Source organism: Actinomadura macrotermitis, from assembly GCF_009604375.1.
GTDB classification, from domain to species: domain Bacteria; phylum Actinomycetota; class Actinomycetes; order Streptosporangiales; family Streptosporangiaceae; genus Spirillospora; species Spirillospora macrotermitis.
Map to the genome: position 1 here is coordinate 543,936 of NZ_WEGH01000005.1, position 15,187 is coordinate 559,122.

Below are 15,187 nucleotides of genomic sequence, written 5' to 3' on the forward strand. Positions count from 1 at the left end.
GTGTCACTTCAAAATTGTGGTTACTCTAGCGACGTTCCCCCTGACAACCGGAGGCAGGCAGTGATCGAGGCGAGCGGGCTGGCCCGCACCTTCACCACCAAGCGCGGCGACGTCGAGGCGGTGCGCGGCGTCGACCTGGACGTGGCGGCCGGCGAGATCGTGGGGTTCCTCGGCCCCAACGGCGCGGGCAAGTCGACCACGCTGCGGATGCTGACGACGCTGCTGGCGCCGACGGCGGGCCGGGCGCGCGTCGCCGGGCACGACCTGCGCGGCGACCCGGCGGGCGTGCGGCGGCGCATCGGGTACGTGGCGCAGGGCGGCGGCACCGACCCGGGCGTCCCGGTCGCCGAGGAGCTGGACCTGCAGGCGCGCCTGTACGGGGTCGCCGGCCGGGCGGGGCGGGTCGCGGGCCTGCTGGAGCGGTTCGGCCTGACCGACCTGGCCGGGCGGCCGGCGGGGGCGCTGTCGGGCGGGCAGCGGCGGCGGCTGGACCTGGCGCTCGGGCTGGTGCACGCGCCGCCGCTGGTGTTCCTGGACGAGCCGACCGCCGGCCTGGACCCCCAGAGCCGCAGCGATCTGTGGGAGCACGTGCGGGGCCTGCGCGAGCGCGAGGGCACCACGGTCTTCCTCACCACGCACTACCTGGAGGAGGCCGACGCCCTATGCGACCGGGTCCTGATCATCGACCGGGGGCGGATCGTGGCGGCCGGCTCGCCGGCCGAGCTGAAGCGCCGCGTCGCCGGCGACGTGCTGGTCCTGGAGCCGGCGGGCCCGGGGGGCCCGGAGGCGGTCCTGGACAAGACGCGCGCGGCGCTGGCGGGGCTGCCGCAGGTGCGCGAGGCGGTGGTCGCGGCGGGCGGGGTGCGGCTGAGCGTCGAGGACGGCGACCGGGCGGTGGCGGCCGTGGTGCGCGCGCTGGACGGCGCCGGGGTGGAGCTGGCGTCGCTGCGGCTGTCGCGGCCGACCCTGGACGACGTCTTCCTCACCGTCACCGGCCGCTCGCTGCGCGATGCCGCCTGAACCCGCCGACCGGCCAAGCCGACCGACCAAGGAGCCGATGAGCATGTCCCAGATCGTCCACGACACGTTCCTGATCTTCCAGCGGTGCCTGCGGCAGACGCTGCGCAGCAAGGTGGCGGTGGTGTTCGGCGCGGTGCAGCCATTGCTGTACCTGCTGCTGTTCGGGCCGCTGCTGATGCGCGTCAGCGGCGCGCAGGGGTTCGGCGCGGGTTCCGGCGGGTCCGGGGGTGCGGCCTGGCGGGTGTTCGTGCCGGGGGTGCTGGTGCAGCTGGTGCTGTTCGGGGCGGGGTTCGCCGGGTTCGGGCTGATCGCGGACCTGCGGTCGGGGGTGGTGGAGCGGCTGCGGGTGACGCCGGTCAGCCGGGTCGCGCTGCTGCTCGGGCGGGTGCTGCGCGACGCGGTCGTGCTCGGCGTGCAGGCGGTGATGCTGCTGGCGGCGGGGCTGGCGCTCGGGCTGCGGGCGCCGGTGGCCGGGATCGCGGTGGGGCTGGCGCTGGTGACGGGCCTGGCGGTGGCGATCGCGGCGGTGTCGTACGTGCTGGCGCTGGCCACGCGCAGCGAGGACGCGTTCGCGCCGCTGCTGTCGTCGGTGACGCTGCCGCTGATGCTGCTGGCGGGGATCCTGCTGCCGATGGGGATGGCGCCGGGCTGGCTGGACGCGGTGTCGCGGTGCACGCCGCTGCGGTACGTGGTGGACGCGGCGCGGGCGGCGTTCGCAGGGGACGTGGCGTCGGCGGCGGTGGCCGAGGGCGCGGCGGTGACGGCGGTGCTGGTGGCGGGGTCGGTGGCGCTCGGGGTGCGCCGGTTCCGCCGCGAGAACGCCTGAGGCCGGGGCGCCTGCGGCCGGGGCGTCAGGGGACGAGGGTGGGCACGGGGTCGGCGGCGGCGCGGGGGCGGGCGGCCAGGGCGCGCTGGGCGATGTAGGCGCCGGCCAGGACGGTGACGCCGCCGGCGATCTGGACCGGGGCCAGGTGCTCGCCGAGCACGGCCCAGGCGATGAGGGTGGCGGCGACGGCCTCGGTGTAGCAGACGGCGCCGGCGGCCTCGGCCGACAGGCGCTGCACGCCGGCGACGCCGGTCAGGTAGGCCACCACGGTGCAGACCACGGCGAGCCAGGCGACCAGCAGCCAGCCGGGCGCGGTGTGCCCGCCGACGGCGACGGCGGCGGTCAGCACCTCCCAGTGCAGCGCCCAGGGCGCGGCGGGCAGGGTGAGGGCCAGGGCGGCGACCAGGATGCCGGCGGTGCTGGTGACCAGGGGGTCCAGCCGGCCGGCGAGGTGGTCGGCGATGACGAAGTAGGTGGCCGCGCAGGCGGCCGAGCCGGCGCCGGCGGCCAGGCCGAGGGCGTCCAGGCGCAGGCCCGACCCGATCCGCACGACCAGGGCCAGGCCGATCAGGGCGATCGCGACGCCGAGCACGGCGCTGCGGCGGACCCGGACGCGGCGCACCAGGCGGGCCCAGGCCAGCACCAGGACCGGGCCGGTGAACTCCAGCAGGATGGCCACCCCGACCGGCAGCCGGGAGGCGGCGACGAAGTAGCAGGCCTGCGCGCCGGCGACGCCGGTCATCCCGTACAGGGCCAGGCGGGGCAGGTGGGGGCGGGCGGCGCGGGCGGCGGCGGGGCCGCGCAGCAGCGCGGCGAGCGGGAGCAGGACCAGCGCGGCGCCGGCGATGCGCAGCCAGGTGGCCTGCAGCGGGGTGAGGCCGGCCTCGATCAGGGCCTTGCCGAAGGGGCCCGAGGCGCCGAAGCACACCGACGACAGCACCGCCAGGACCAGTCCGTGGGTGCGGGTGCGCGCCGCGGTGCCGGTTGCCATGCGCTTCTCCCCCGCCGTCCCGTCGATTCAGGAGCATCCTGACATAACGCTCCTTACGGGTCGAGGGTGGGAGATCATCGGAATGCGGGGCGCGGCCGCGGACGGGACTACTATTCGCGGGGTGAGCTGGCAGGCGGCCGGGGCGGGACTCGGCGCAAGCGGAGGCGGGGCGGCCGGAGATCTCTTCACGGCGGTCGAGGGCAACGTGCGGGAGCTGGTGGCCTCGCCCTGGTGGCAGGGCGCGTCGCCGCAGGACCGCGCGGCGCACATCGCGGCGCGGATGCTGTGGGGCGCGGGCGAGTGGTGGCTGTTCGGGGCCTGGGGCCGCTGGTACCGGTGCGGGCTGGACGGCAGCTGGCACCCCTGCCCGCCGCCGGCCGACCCGGCGGGCCGGGCGGCGGCGCAGCCGGCGCCGCGCGGGGCCGGCACGCCCCCGGTGCCGCCGCAGCTGTACCCCACCGGCCCCGACCTTGCGGCCGGCCGGATGGCCTCCACCGGGTTCCTGGGCCCGCTGCCCGACACCGCGGTCGTCGCGCGCATCTCCCAGGCCCTGACGACGGCGCTGGCGGTGAACCCGGCGCAGTTCGCCCAGCAGGACCCGATGTTCCAGGCCGGGACGCCCTCGACGGTGGCGGCGGCGTGGGGCGCGCTGCTGTGGTGCGCGGGGTCGCCGGTGGCCCTCACCGAGCACCCGCTGATCGAGTCGTTCACCTACTACCTGACCACCCCGGCCGAGCGGCTGCACTGGATGATGCCGCCGGACTTCTCCACCCTGGCCGGCTACTACTTCTCCCGGCTGGGCGCCGGCGACGGCGCGGGCGCCGCGCACCTGGCGCGGGTGATGTACGAGGTCGCCTCGGGGCTGCAGGGCGACGCGCGGTTCCGGCCGGGCGCCGACGCGCTGGCGGCGGTGACGGGGATGTCGCTGCGCTACGTCCAGCAGGACCTGGCCACGGCCCGCTACGGCCCGGCGGCGATCTTGCAGGAGTGGCGGCGGCGCTGCCCGCCGGAGTTCGCCACGCCGATGGTGCGCGACACCGCGCCGGGCGAGTACCTGCGGCTGGCGCTGTACGACCTGCAGCAGATCGTGGCCGGATTGTCGGGCCCGGCGGCGCCGGCGGCGCCCGGCGCGGCGGCCGGCCGCGGCCATGACCGGGTGCGGCACGCGGGCCTGGCGGTGCTGGCGGCCGACCTGCAGGCCGCGCCGGGGGTGCTGCCGGCGCTGCAGCGGTGGCTGGACCCCGACAGCGCGCGCGTGCTGCAGGCGGTGCTGGGCGATCCGGCGCATCCGCTGCGCACGCTGTGGCCGCGCGACGGGCGGCTGCCCGAGGCGCTGCGCAGCCAGGACGCCGGGCTGCTGGCCGAACTGCTGGCCACCACCTACAGCATCGGGCTGACGTGGTGCCGGCTGGCGCAGGTGGCGCCGCCGGCGACGGGGTTCGTGGTGCCGCAGGCGGTCGCGGCGGAGCTGACCAGCCCGGCGATCTACAGCCCGCCCTCGACCGACGAGCTGAGCGCCTGGGACATCATCTCGGCGGCGCGGGCGCATCTGGCGGCCGAGCGGACCGGGGCGCCGGTGCCCGACGAGCCGGTCGCGCCGGTGCCCCCGGCGCCGCCCGAGCCGCCGCCCGCGGTCGCGCCGGCGCCGCCGCCGTCGGCGCCCGAGCCGCCGCCGGGCCCGCAGGCCGACCCGGCCGCCGGGCACGGACCGGTCGGGTTCGGGCAGCAGGGTTTCGAGCAGCAGGGCTCGGGGCCGGAGGGTGAGGCGGGGGCGCCGCCGCGGATCGCGCCGCCTCCTCCCCCGCCGCTGCCCGACGAGCCGCGCCGGCAGGACCGTCCCGCCTGGCCGGGCCAGCCGGGCCGGCCGGATGCGCAGGGGGCGCACGGGTTCGCGCAGGGTGCGCCGGTGCCGCCCGCGGCGGCGGGGGTGCCGCCGGCGCCGCCGACCGCGCCGGTGTGGCCGGGCGCCGACGACGTGCCCGCCCCGCCGCCACCACCGCCCCCGCCGCCGGCTTCGGCGGCGCCGGTGCGGGAGGGGCCGGTGCGGGAGGGGCCGGGGACGTGGCCGGGTGACGCGTCGGCGACGCAGTTCGATCCGGGTCCGGCGCACACGCAGCTGGACCGGGGCGGGCCGTCCTCGTGGCCGGGCGCGCCCGCGGTGTCTTCGGATCTGCCGTCGAATCTGCCGCCGCCTCCGGCGCCGGTGTCGGAGCCGCCGCCGCCCGCGCCGGCGGCCCCCGATCCGCAGACCGGCCCGCAGGTCGTGCAGGCCTACGGGATCCGGTTCCTGTGCGGCGCCGACGACATCGAGCGGGTGGTGACCGAGGTGCGGCGGCGCGGCAAGTGGGCGGCGCGGCTGCGCGGGCAGGAGGTGTCGAGCGCGTCGGTGCCGGCGCTGCTGCTGATCGGCGGCCCCTCCAGCGGTCAGCGGCGGCTGGCGCGGATGGTGGGGCGGGCGCTGGCGGAGGTGGAGGTGTCCAGCGGGCAGGTGCGCACGGTGCACGCCGAGGACCTGCGCGACGCCGGACCCGAGGGGCTGCGGGCGGCGCTGGACGAGCACGCCGGGCACGCGCTGCTGCTGGACGGCCTGGACGAGCTGATCCTGGACACCTCGCAGGGCCGCGCGTACGCGGCGGCGCTGTACCGGGCGCGGCTGGAGGGGGTGAGCGACACCGCCCTTTTGGCCACGTGCGCGCCCGAGCGGGTCGGGGAGCTGTCGGCGGCGTCGCCGGAGCTGCTGACCGATCTGCGGGCGGTGCGGCTGCCGGACCTGGGCGAGGCGCGGGTGCGCGAGGGGCTGCTCGGGCTGCTGGCCGAGGAGCGGCGGCTGCGGCTGGCCGCCGACGCCTGGGAGGTGGTGCGGCGCGAGCTGCCGGGCCTGCGCGGGCGGGGGCGGCTGACGGGCGCGCGGCTGATCGAGGCCTACCTGGACCGGGCGGCGACCCGTCAGCTGGGGCGGGCCGAGGCGACGCAGGCGATCGGCAGCGCGGGGACGCTGACGCTGAGCGGCGCGGACTTCGCCGGCGTGGCCGCGGAGCTGTCGGGCCCCTAGCCGCCCGCGCCGTTCGCGCCGCCGTGCAGGGTGCGGGTGAACCAGGCGGTGGTGCCGGTGGCGGTGGGGTGGGCGCCGTGGGCGTCGGCGAGGGCGGCCACCAGCAGCAGGCCGCGGCCGGCCTCGGCCCAGTCCAGCAGGGCGGGCGCGGGGCCGGGGACGCAGGGCGCGCCGGCGCCGGCGTCGGTGATCTCGGCGGTGAGGCGGGCGCCGGTCAGGCGCAGCCGGAGCCGGACGGGGCCGGTGCCGTGCACGACGGCGTTGGTGACCAGTTCGTCGACCATGAGGACGATGTCGTCGGTGTCGCTGGTGTCGCCGTTGGTGCCGGGTCCGGTGAGGTGCCAGGCGCGCAGGGCGGCGCGGGTGAGGGCGCGGGCGCGGGAGGCGGCGCGGGCGTCGTCGGGCAGTTCCCAGGACGCGCAGGGCTGAGACGCGCAGGGCTGAGGGGCCGGCCCGCGGGCCGGGCCGGTGTGTTCACTGGTGCGTGCGTCGATTCCGGTCCCGTTGCTGCTCATCGTCCCCGACTCCTTGGCTTGGCCCGCTGGTGCGCGGTGCGGTGTGGAGGGTCCCGGGCGCGCCGTGCGCTCCGGGTGTCCGCATGGGGGACGCTCCGTCGCGGGCGGCGGTGCACGGGCGCGGGCGAACCCTCACCGCGGGGTGAGGCCGGTACCGCACGGCCACGACATCGGCGTGACCTGAGGGTGGGTGGGCCGGGCATGGCCTGGTTGCCGTTACAGTGGAGGGCGTCGGTGTGGATTGTGTCCCCCGGGCTCTAATAACGGCCTTCGTGGAATACCGTCGGGTCCTTGCGGCCCGTGCTGGAGCCTCGTTGTGCTTTTCGCCGTGAGGCGACCGCCACACCGGCTTGACGCCGAAGGCCCCGGCGAGACCAGGTTCTGGTCTCGCCGGGGCCTTTCGGCTTTCCCGGGGCCGGCCGGGGGTGGTCGGCGGCCCGCGGGGGGCCGGGTGTCAGCCGAAGACGGTGGCGATGGCCGACATCAGTGCGGTGGCCACGCCGAGGACGGCCACGAGCGCGGCGGCCAGCAGGCGGGTGCGGCGTCGTGGCCGGCGGCCGTGTCGGGCCAGGCGGCGGGCCAGGCGCGGGTCGTCGTGGCGGAGCCGTTGTTCGATCTCGGCGAGGAGCCTGCGCTCCTGCGTCGACAGCGCCATGGGCGTGTTCCCTCCGGGGGCGGTGAAGTGCTCTGGTTGTGCCCCGTGGCGGGGTGGTTCACCCCTGCTGGGCCGCGGTGACGGTGGCGGCGCGGGCGGGAGGGCTCTCGTGGTGCAGGCGGTCCACGGCGGTGACGTAGTAGGTGTAGGTCTTGCCGGGGGCGGCGGTGGGGTCGATGATGCCGCCGCCGCGGACGCTGGCGACGAGGGTGGCGGGGTCGACGGGGGCGCAGGCGGGGCGGCGCCCGTCGGCGCGGTAGACGGCGTAGGAGGCGGCGCCCTGGGAGGGCTGCCAGGTGACTTTGACGCCCTTGGCGGCGGGGGCGGCGGTGACCTGGCGGGCGGCGGGCGGGGCCTGGCCGCCGGGCGCGGCCGGCGGCAGGGCGGGGCGGCCGTAGTGGTCGGCGCGCAGTTTGGCGGCGAAGCCGCGGCGGTTGGCGGCCAGGTCGGCGGCGCTGAAGAACACGTCGCCGCGGATCTCGGGATGGCGGGTGTTGAGGTCCAGGTGGCGTGACAGCTCGGCGGGCTTGCGCCAGGTGGCGTCCTCGCCGACGCGGTAGCCGGCCTGGCCGATGGTCAGCTGCACCTTGGTGCCGGCGACCTGCCGGGACCACCAGGCGGCCAGGGTCTGGTAGTCGGCGCGGGGGTCGCCGATGGCCCAGTACAGCTGGGGGGTGACGTAGTCGATCCAGCCCTGGCGGATCCATTTGCGGGTGTCGGCGTACTGGTCGTCGTAGCTTTGCAGGGCCTTGGTGGCCGAGCCGGCGGGGTCGCTGGAGCGGTTGCGCCACACGCCGAAGGGGCTGATGCCGAACCGGACCCAGGGTTTGGCCTGGTGGATGCTGCGCGACAGGTCGCGCACGAGGGTGTCGACGTTGGCGCGGCGCCAGTCGCCCTTGTCCATGCCGCGGCCGTAGGCCTTGTAGGTGGCCTGGTCGGGGTAGTCGCCGCTTTCGGGGTAGGGGTAGAAGTAGTCGTCGAAGTGCACGGCGTCGATGTCGTACTTGCCGATCACGTCCATGACCGACTTGGTGACCAGGTCGCGGACCTGGGGCAGGCCCGGGTCGTACCACAGGCCGGTGCCGTACTTGCGGACCCAGTCGGGGTGGCGGCGGGCGGGGCTGGTGGGGGCGAGCTTGCCGAGGTCGGCGTCGCGTGAGACGCGGTAGGGGTTGAACCAGGCGTGGAACTCAAGGTTGCGGGCGTGGGCCTCTTTCAGCATGAAGCCCAGCACGTCGTAGCCGGGGTCCTTGCCGGGCGTCCCGGTGATCCACTGTGACCAGGGCTCGTACGGGGAGGGGTAGAACGCGTCGGAGTTCGGGCGGATCTGCACGAACACGGCGTTGAGGTTGAGGGCCTGGGCGGTGTCCAGGCGCTTGCGGAAGGCGTCCTGCTGCTGGGCGGGGGTGCGGGCGCCGTCGGTGGGCCAGTCGATGCCGCCGACGGTGGCGATCCACATGCCGCGCAGCTGGCGGGCCTTGGAGTCGCCGGGCGGGGCGGCGACGGCGCATTCGCCGGCTGCTCCGGCGGGGACGGGGGCGCGGGCCCCGGCGGGGCGGTCGTCGCCGCCGCCGCACGCGGTGAGGGTGGCCGCGGTGAGCGCCGCCGCCACGATTGCTGCCTTGCCTGCCGTTGCCCTTCGCCTGACCATAGCGAGCCATTGTTACGCATCCGTTGCCGTGCTAGGGACGGAACGACGCGGCCGGCACGGGCGCCGCACGGGCGTTGCGCGGGGGGCGTGCGGGGGCGGGGCGGGGCGGCCATAAGGGCGGCGTGAAGATTTTTTCAAACCCGGGGTGGGGTGCGTCACATCTAACCCAGTGTTCCGCCGACCACGCCAGGAGTCCTCATGAACGCCACCGGCCCGGCCCGCCGCACCTCGCCCGCGCTGACGGTCACGGCCGTCGTCCCGGTCCTGAACGAGGCCGACAACCTGCGCTGGCTGCTGCCGCGGCTGACCGGGGTCGATGAGATCGTGGTGGTGGACGGGCAGTCCAGCGACGGGTCGGCCGAGGTCGTGGCGGCGCTGCGCCCCGACGCCACGATCATCAGCCAGCCGCCGCGGGGCAAGGGCGCGGCGCTGCAGGCGGGGTTCGCCGCGGCGACCGGCGAGGTGATCGTGATGCTGGACGCCGACGGGAGCATGGACCCGGCCGAGATCGGCTCGTTCGTGGCGCTGGTGGAGCGCGGCTTCGACTTCGTCAAGGGGTCGCGGTACGCCTGCGGCGGCGGGTCCAGGGACCTGACGCTGGTGCGGCGGACGGGGAACCGGTGGCTGACGGCGCTGGCCAACGCGCTGTACCGCACGCACTGGAGCGACCTGTGCTACGGGTACGTGGCGCTGCGGCGGTCGGCGGTGCCGCGGCTGGCGCTGCGCTCGACCGGTTTTGAGATCGAGACCGAGATGTGCGTGAACGCGGTCACCACGGGCCTGCGGATCGCCGAGGTCGCCTCGTTCGAGGGCGACCGGCTGTTCGGGGAGTCGCACCTGAACACCTGGCGGGACGGGTGGCGGGTGCTGCGGACGATGGTGGGGGCGCGGGTGCGGCCGGTGCGGGCGGCGGCCGAGCCGGTGGCGGCGCCCGAGCGGGTCGCGGCGGGCCTGGCGGCCTGACCCGGCCTCTCCCCTGCTGTGCGCGTGCGGGGCCCGGTCCGCCGGAGGGGGCGGGCCGGGCCTGGCGCCGTTCAGCGCAGGGTGGACAGGCCGCCGTCGACGTGCAGGACCTGGCCGGTGATGTAGGAGGCGCGGTCCGACAGCAGGAACACGGTGGCGTCGGCGACCTCCCAGGCGGTGCCCTGGCGGCGCATGGGGATGAGGGCGGCGACGCGGTCGCGGTCGGTGTTGCCGGCCGAGGCGTCGCGGCCCATGACGGTGTCGATGAGGCCGGGGGCCACCACGTTGGCGCGCACGCCGCGGGGGGCGCCCTCGGCGGCGACGTGGCGGGCCAGGCCGGTGAGGCCGGCCTTGGAGGCGTCGTAGGAGGGCGAGGAGCTGCCGGGCTTGGTGCCGGCCAGCGAGCCGGTGAACACCAGCGCGGCGCCGGTCTCCAGCAGCGGCATCGCGGCGCGGGCGATCAGGTAGGGGCCGCGCAGGTTGACGGCCAGGACCCGGTCCCACACCTGCGGCTCGGTGCCGGCCAGGCCGTAGCCGGCGCCGATGCCGGCGTTGACCACGACGCCGTCCAGGCCGCCCATGCGCAGCGCGGCGCCGGCGACCATGGCGGCGCTGGCCTCGGGGTCGGCGTTGTCGGCGGTCAGCACGTGCGCGGTGCCGCCCTCGGCGGTGATCAGGGCGGCGGTCTGCTCGGCGGCGGCGGTGTCGATGTCGGCGCAGGCGACCTCGGCGCCGGCGCGGGCGGCGGCGACGGCGATGGCGCGGCCGTTGCCGGCGGGGGCGTCGGGGTCGTTGCTGGGGCGGGTTCCGGCGCCGGCGACCAGGATGCGGCGTCCGGCCAGCTGTGAGTGATCGGGCATGGGCCGTGACCCTAGCCGGGCGGGCCCGGCGCCGGAAGGGGCGCGCGAGTGAACAGGGGGGCGGCGCAGGGGGGCCGGTCGGTAGGGTCGGGGCGTGGCGATGACGGACGCGGCGGGCGCGGTGGTGGTGGAGCGGGCCGAGGGCGTCGGCGGGGAGCTGGTGCTGCGGCGCGACGGCGGCGACTACGAGATCATCAGCAACGGGGTGTTCCTGATGGACACCCGCAACGGCGAGTCCGAGCGGCTGCTGGTGCGCTGGGCGCTGGAGGCGCTGGACGGGCCGGCGGCGCCGGTGCGGGTGGCGATCGGGGGCCTGGGCGTGGGGTTCTCGCTGGCCGAGGCGGCCGGGACGCCCGGTGTGGCGGCGGTGACGGTGGTCGAGCGCGAGCCGGCGGTGGTGGGCTGGCACGACGGGCCGCTGCGGCCGTTCTCGCGCGGCGCGCTGCAGGACCCGCGGGTGCGGGTGGTGCGCGCCGACCTGGTGGAGTGGATCGCCACCGCCGACGCCACCGCCGGTGCGGGTGGTGGTTTCGACGTGGTGTGCCTGGACATCGACAACGGCCCGCACTGGACGGTCACGCCCGGCAACGCGCGCCTGTACGGCCGCGAGGGCCTGGCGCGGCTGGCGGGGCTGCTGAGCGGGCGCGGGGTGCTGGCGGTGTGGAGCGCGGGCGCCGCGCCGGGGTTCGAGGAGCTGCTGCGCGCGTGTTTCGCGCGGGTGCGGGTGCGGCCGGTGCCGGTGCCGCGCGGGGAGCCCGACGTGGTCTACCTGGCCGGCGGCCACCGCGGGTGAGGCGGGCCCCGGTCCGGGACGGCGGGCCGGTGCCGGTGCGGCGGGCCGGGCAAGGGCGGCGGGCGACAAAGCGGGGGCGGCGGTTTCTGTACCCCGCAAGATCTACGCCGATCGCACGGGTCGGTAGGTTTGTCCCCGGACGCAACTTTTGGAGGCAATTGTGGCTACGGTCGATGCCGCTCCGCGCCGCGCCGCGGTGCTGGGCGATCTGCTCCCCGGCGCGCTCGCCCGCGACACCGCGCTGGTCGCGGGCGCCGCGCTGATGGTCGGGCTCGCCGCACAGGTGAGCGTGCCGCTGCCGGGCACCCCCGTGCCGGTCAGCGGGCAGACCTTCGCGGTGCTGCTGGCCGGCGCCGCGCTCGGCTGGCACCGCTCGGCCCTGGCGATGGTGCTGTACCTGCTGGCCGGCATGGCCGGCGTGCCCTGGTTCGCCGAGGGCGCCTCGGGCACCGCGATGCCCACGCTGGGCTACGTGATCGGGTTCGTGGCGGCGGCCGCGCTGGTCGGGCGCCTGGCCGGGCGCGGCGGCGACCGCACCCCGCTGCGCACCGTGGCCACCATGACGCTGGGCACCACGGTGATCTACCTGGCCGGGGTGCCCTACCTGATGGCCTCGCTCGGCGTCGACCTCGGCCGCGCGCTGGAACTGGGCGTCACGCCCTTCCTGATCGGCGACGCGCTGAAGGTGGCGCTGGCGGCGGGCCTGCTCCCGGCCGCCTGGAAGCTGGCCGGCCGCACCCGCTGACCCCGCCCGGGCCCCGTCCGGGCCGGCGCCGCCGCGCCCGCCCGGACCCCGCCGGACCCCTGCTCCAGGGGCCGGCGGGGCCCCAGGGTGTGGCGCACACCTCACGCGCGCACCGCGTCCCGCCCGTTTGAACGGGTTCAACTCTGTCGTACAGTGGCGGGGTGAGTGTCGCCGTCACCGCCTCGGACAGCCTGGTCGTCCGCACCGTCCCGATCGCCGATCCCGGCGACCTCATCGCCCGGCTGCCCCACCCGGCCGCCCTGGCCTGGATCCGCCACGGCCAGGGCGTCGTCGGCTGGGGCGAGGCCGCCCGCATCACCCTGCCCGGCGGCCCCGGCCGCTTCGCCGACGCCGGCCACCGGCTGCGCGAGCTGTTCGGCGCCGCCCACGTCGAGGACCCGCTGCAGATCCCCGGCTCGGGCCCGGTCGCCTTCGGCAGCTTCGGCTTCGACCCCAAATCCCCCGACTCGGTACTGATCGTCCCGCGCCAGATCATCGGCCGCCGCGACGGCCAGGCCTGGCTCACCACCATCGGCACCGGCCCCCACCCCCACCCCCTGGCGCACCCGCCCGCCCCGCCGACCCAGCTGGCCTGGAGCGACGGCGCCCTGTCCGCACCGGCCTGGGAACAGCGCGTCGCCGCCGCCGTCGAACGCATCCGCGCCGGCCACCTGGGCAAGGTCGTCCTGGCCCGCGATCTGTACGCCCAGGCCGGCGAGCCCATCGACGCCCGCGTCCTGCTGCAGCGCCTGGCCGCCCGCTTCCCCGGCTGCTACACCTTCTCGGTCGCCGGCCTGGTCGGTGCCACCCCCGAACTGCTCATCCGCCGCTCCGGCGGCCGCATCGACTCCCTGGTCCTGGCCGGCACCACCGCCCGCGGCGCCGACACCGCCGACGACGCCGCCCGCGCCGCCCGCCTGATGGCCTCGGCCAAGGACCGCCAGGAACACGCCTACGCCGCCGAGATGGTCCGCGACGCCCTGGCCCCGCTGTGCGCCGAGCTCACCGTCCCCGCCGAACCCCGGCTGCTCGCCCTGTCCAACGTCATGCACCTGGCCTCGGCCGTGCACGGCCGCCTGGACGGCGACCGCTCGGTCCTGGACGTGCTGGCCGCCCTGCACCCCACCCCCGCCGTCTGCGGCACCCCCACCGCCACCGCCATGGACCTCATCCGCGAACTGGAGGGCATGGACCGCGGCCGCTACGCCGGCCCCGTCGGCTGGGTCGACGCCCGCGGCGACGGCGAATGGGGCATCGCGCTGCGCTGCGCCCAGATCAGCGGCACCCGCGCCCGCCTGTTCGCCGGCTGCGGCATCGTCGCCGACTCGGTCCCCGCCGACGAGCTCACCGAGGCCCAGAACAAGTTCCGCGCCATGCAGTACGCCCTGGAAGGCTGACCCCTCCCCCGGAACCGCTACCCTGAAGACGTGATCTTGGCGTTGCTGGGGGCGTTCGCCGCCGCGGTCTGCTTCGGGCTCGGCTCGGTACTGCAGGCCCTGGCCGCGCGCCGCGCCCCCGCCGGCGCCGCCGGCGACCCGCGGCTGCTGGTCCGCCTGGCCCGCCAGGTGCCCTTCCTGGCCGGGCTCGGCCTGGACGTGCTCGGCTTCGCCGCCGAACTGGCCGCCCTGCGCTCCCTGCCGCTGTTCGTCGTCCAGGCCGTCATCTCCGCGCAGCTGGCCGTCGCCGCCGTCGCCGCCGGCCCCCTGCTGGGCGTGCGCCTGGCCCGCCGCGAATGGACCGCGATCGCGGTGGTCTGCCTCGGCCTGTGCCTGCTCGGCCTGTCCGCCGGCCACGAAGGACCCGCCCACACCGGCACCGCCCTGCACTGGTGGCTGCTGGCCGCCGTCGCCGCCCTGGCCGTCGCCGGCCTCATCGCCGCCCGCACCCTGCCCGGCCCCGCCATGACCGTGACCCTCGGCCTGATCGCCGGCCTCGGCTTCGGCATCGTGGCGATCGCCGCCCGCGTCCTGACCAGCCTGGACATCCCCGCCCTGATACGCGACCCCGCCACCTACGCCCTGGCCGCCGGCGGCCTGGTCGCGTTCCTGTACTACGCCACCGCCCTGCAGCGCGGCACCGTCACCTCCACCGTCGCCGCCCTGGTCGTCGCCCAGACCGCCGCCCCCGCCGCCATCGGCATCTGGCTGCTGGGCGACCACAGCCGCCCCGGCTACGCCCCCGTCGCCATCACCGGATTCGTTCTCGCGCTCGCCGCCACGCTCACCCTGGCCCGCTTCGGCGAACCCGGCCACGACTGACCGGCCCGACCGGCCCGGCCGGCCCGGCCGGCCCGGCCGGCTAGGGCGCCGGCTGGCACCCCGGGCACCAGAACAGGTTGCGGCCCGCCAGCACCCGCGCCCGCACCTCGCTCCCGCACACCAGGCACGGCGCCCCCGCCCGCCGGTACACATACACCTCACCACCGTGATCGTCCTGGCGCGGCGGCCGCCCCATCGCCTCAGGGGTGTGCTCGGGCCGCACCGTGTCGATCCGCCCGTCACGCACCCCCGCCGCCATCAACACCACCAGATCCCCCCAGATCGCCTCCCACCGCTCCCGCCCCAGCCCGCGACCGGGCACATCAGGGTGGACGCCCTGACGGAACAGCACCTCGGCCCGGTAGATGTTGCCCGGACCCGCCACCACCGACTGGTCCATCAGCAACGCCGCCACCGGCATCCGGCTCGCCCCGACCCGCCGCCACGCCCGCTCGGGATCGGCATCGGCCCGCAGCGGATCAGGCCCCAGCCGCCCCTGCAGCGCCGCCACCCCGCCCGGCTCCAGCAGCTCGCACGCGTTCGGCCCCCGCAGATCCGCGTAATGCTCCTCGGAACGCAGCCTCAGCCGCACCGCCCCCACCGGCGCCGGAGCAGGCCCCGCCCCGAACCCGAACCTGCCGTAAATCCCCAGATGAACGTGCAGATGCTCCTCGCCCGCGAACCGCAGCAGCAGATGCTTGCCGTACGCCGACGCCTCCACCAGCCGCCGCCCGTCCAGACGCGCCGCACCCGCCGCGAACCGCCCCTGCGGACTCACCGCACCCAGCACAAGACCGCCGAACACCCGCTGGTGCTCGGCGGCCAGACGATGAACAACATGACCTTCAGGCATGACGC

General features: G+C 76.8%; 14 protein-coding genes. 8 read left to right on the forward strand and 6 right to left on the reverse strand.

Annotated features, from left to right (window positions below; translation table 11 throughout):
- The first annotated feature begins 60 nt into the window (after nucleotides 1–60).
- Nucleotides 61–1,020 (forward strand): ATP-binding cassette domain-containing protein, encoded by a 960-nt coding sequence (locus ACRB68_RS35330; protein WP_328595180.1) that lies wholly within the window; start codon nucleotides 61–63, stop codon nucleotides 1,018–1,020.
- Between the two features lie 43 nt (nucleotides 1,021–1,063).
- Nucleotides 1,064–1,846, forward strand: a complete 783-nt coding sequence (locus ACRB68_RS35335) for an ABC transporter permease (RefSeq protein ID WP_153540309.1) — start codon at nucleotides 1,064–1,066, stop codon at nucleotides 1,844–1,846.
- Between the two features lie 25 nt (nucleotides 1,847–1,871).
- Here the strand turns inward: ACRB68_RS35335 and ACRB68_RS35340 are convergent, their stop codons facing one another.
- Nucleotides 1,872–2,837: an EamA family transporter gene (locus ACRB68_RS35340; RefSeq protein WP_153540310.1), complete on the reverse strand. Its 966-nt coding sequence runs from the start codon at nucleotides 2,835–2,837 to the stop codon at nucleotides 1,872–1,874.
- Nucleotides 2,838–2,958: 121 nt separating this feature from the next.
- On the opposite strand from ACRB68_RS35340, the gene ACRB68_RS35345 reads away from it, so the two are divergent.
- Nucleotides 2,959–5,889, forward strand: coding sequence for a hypothetical protein (locus ACRB68_RS35345; RefSeq protein WP_153540312.1), 2,931 nt, complete (start codon nucleotides 2,959–2,961; stop codon nucleotides 5,887–5,889).
- On the opposite strand, the gene ACRB68_RS35350 is transcribed toward ACRB68_RS35345, so the two are convergent.
- The 3 genes from ACRB68_RS35350 to ACRB68_RS35360 all read right to left on the reverse strand — a co-directional run bounded on the left by ACRB68_RS35350 (nucleotide 5,886) and on the right by ACRB68_RS35360 (nucleotide 8,671).
- Entirely contained in the window at nucleotides 5,886–6,404 is a 519-nt protein-coding gene (locus ACRB68_RS35350) for an ATP-binding protein (RefSeq protein WP_153540314.1), read from the reverse strand. The two genes, ACRB68_RS35345 and ACRB68_RS35350, sit on opposite strands and share 4 nt — an antisense overlap.
- Nucleotides 6,405–6,858: 454 nt before the next feature.
- Complete coding sequence (locus tag ACRB68_RS35355; protein ID WP_153540316.1) at nucleotides 6,859–7,059, reverse strand: DUF3040 domain-containing protein; 201 nt, start codon at nucleotides 7,057–7,059, stop codon at nucleotides 6,859–6,861.
- A 58-nt stretch (nucleotides 7,060–7,117) separates the two neighbouring features.
- A complete protein-coding gene (locus ACRB68_RS35360; RefSeq protein WP_328595181.1) occupies nucleotides 7,118–8,671 on the reverse strand; it encodes a glycoside hydrolase family 10 protein in 1,554 nt (517 codons plus the stop codon).
- A gap of 237 nt (nucleotides 8,672–8,908) precedes the next feature.
- On the opposite strand from ACRB68_RS35360, the gene ACRB68_RS35365 reads away from it, so the two are divergent.
- Entirely contained in the window at nucleotides 8,909–9,673 is a 765-nt protein-coding gene (locus tag ACRB68_RS35365) for a glycosyltransferase family 2 protein (RefSeq protein ID WP_153540320.1), read from the forward strand.
- 71 nt (nucleotides 9,674–9,744) lie between these two features.
- On the opposite strand, the gene ACRB68_RS35370 is transcribed toward ACRB68_RS35365, so the two are convergent.
- Nucleotides 9,745–10,533: an SDR family NAD(P)-dependent oxidoreductase gene (locus ACRB68_RS35370; RefSeq protein WP_153540322.1), complete on the reverse strand. Its 789-nt coding sequence runs from the start codon at nucleotides 10,531–10,533 to the stop codon at nucleotides 9,745–9,747.
- A 100-nt stretch (nucleotides 10,534–10,633) separates the two neighbouring features.
- Between ACRB68_RS35370 and ACRB68_RS35375 the strand changes: the two genes are divergently transcribed.
- The 4 genes from ACRB68_RS35375 to ACRB68_RS35390 all read left to right on the forward strand — a co-directional run bounded on the left by ACRB68_RS35375 (nucleotide 10,634) and on the right by ACRB68_RS35390 (nucleotide 14,329).
- A complete protein-coding gene (locus tag ACRB68_RS35375) occupies nucleotides 10,634–11,326 on the forward strand; it encodes a spermidine synthase family protein (RefSeq protein ID WP_153540879.1) in 693 nt (230 codons plus the stop codon).
- Between the two features lie 160 nt (nucleotides 11,327–11,486).
- Nucleotides 11,487–12,071 carry a biotin transporter BioY gene (locus ACRB68_RS35380; RefSeq protein WP_328595182.1) on the forward strand — a complete coding sequence of 195 codons (585 nt, stop codon included), beginning with the start codon at nucleotides 11,487–11,489 and terminating at the stop codon, nucleotides 12,069–12,071.
- Nucleotides 12,072–12,232: 161 nt separating this feature from the next.
- Nucleotides 12,233–13,468 (forward strand): isochorismate synthase, encoded by a 1,236-nt coding sequence (locus ACRB68_RS35385; protein WP_328595183.1) that lies wholly within the window; start codon nucleotides 12,233–12,235, stop codon nucleotides 13,466–13,468.
- Between the two features lie 30 nt (nucleotides 13,469–13,498).
- Nucleotides 13,499–14,329: a DMT family transporter gene (locus ACRB68_RS35390; protein ID WP_207709938.1), complete on the forward strand. Its 831-nt coding sequence runs from the start codon at nucleotides 13,499–13,501 to the stop codon at nucleotides 14,327–14,329.
- Between the two features lie 40 nt (nucleotides 14,330–14,369).
- On the opposite strand, the gene ACRB68_RS35395 is transcribed toward ACRB68_RS35390, so the two are convergent.
- The gene (locus ACRB68_RS35395; protein WP_153540887.1) at nucleotides 14,370–15,182 is read right to left on the reverse strand and encodes an Fpg/Nei family DNA glycosylase; all 813 of its coding nucleotides are present in this window, start codon (nucleotides 15,180–15,182) and stop codon (nucleotides 14,370–14,372) included.
- Nucleotides 15,183–15,187: the final 5 nt, after the last annotated feature.

Excerpts from the sequence above, each read along its gene's own strand:
- ACRB68_RS35335 (WP_153540309.1), top strand. The coding sequence starts at position 1,064 with ATGTCCCAGATCGTCCACGACACGTTCCTGATCTTCCAGCGGTGCCTG.
- ACRB68_RS35340 (WP_153540310.1), bottom strand. The coding sequence starts at position 2,837 with ATGGCAACCGGCACCGCGGCGCGCACCCGCACCCACGGACTGGTCCTG.
- ACRB68_RS35350 (WP_153540314.1), bottom strand. The coding sequence starts at position 6,404 with ATGAGCAGCAACGGGACCGGAATCGACGCACGCACCAGTGAACACACC.
- ACRB68_RS35355 (WP_153540316.1), bottom strand. The coding sequence starts at position 7,059 with ATGGCGCTGTCGACGCAGGAGCGCAGGCTCCTCGCCGAGATCGAACAA.
- ACRB68_RS35365 (WP_153540320.1), top strand. The coding sequence starts at position 8,909 with ATGAACGCCACCGGCCCGGCCCGCCGCACCTCGCCCGCGCTGACGGTC.
- ACRB68_RS35370 (WP_153540322.1), bottom strand. The coding sequence starts at position 10,533 with ATGCCCGATCACTCACAGCTGGCCGGACGCCGCATCCTGGTCGCCGGC.
- ACRB68_RS35375 (WP_153540879.1), top strand. The coding sequence starts at position 10,634 with ATGACGGACGCGGCGGGCGCGGTGGTGGTGGAGCGGGCCGAGGGCGTC.
- ACRB68_RS35395 (WP_153540887.1), bottom strand. The coding sequence starts at position 15,182 with ATGCCTGAAGGTCATGTTGTTCATCGTCTGGCCGCCGAGCACCAGCGG.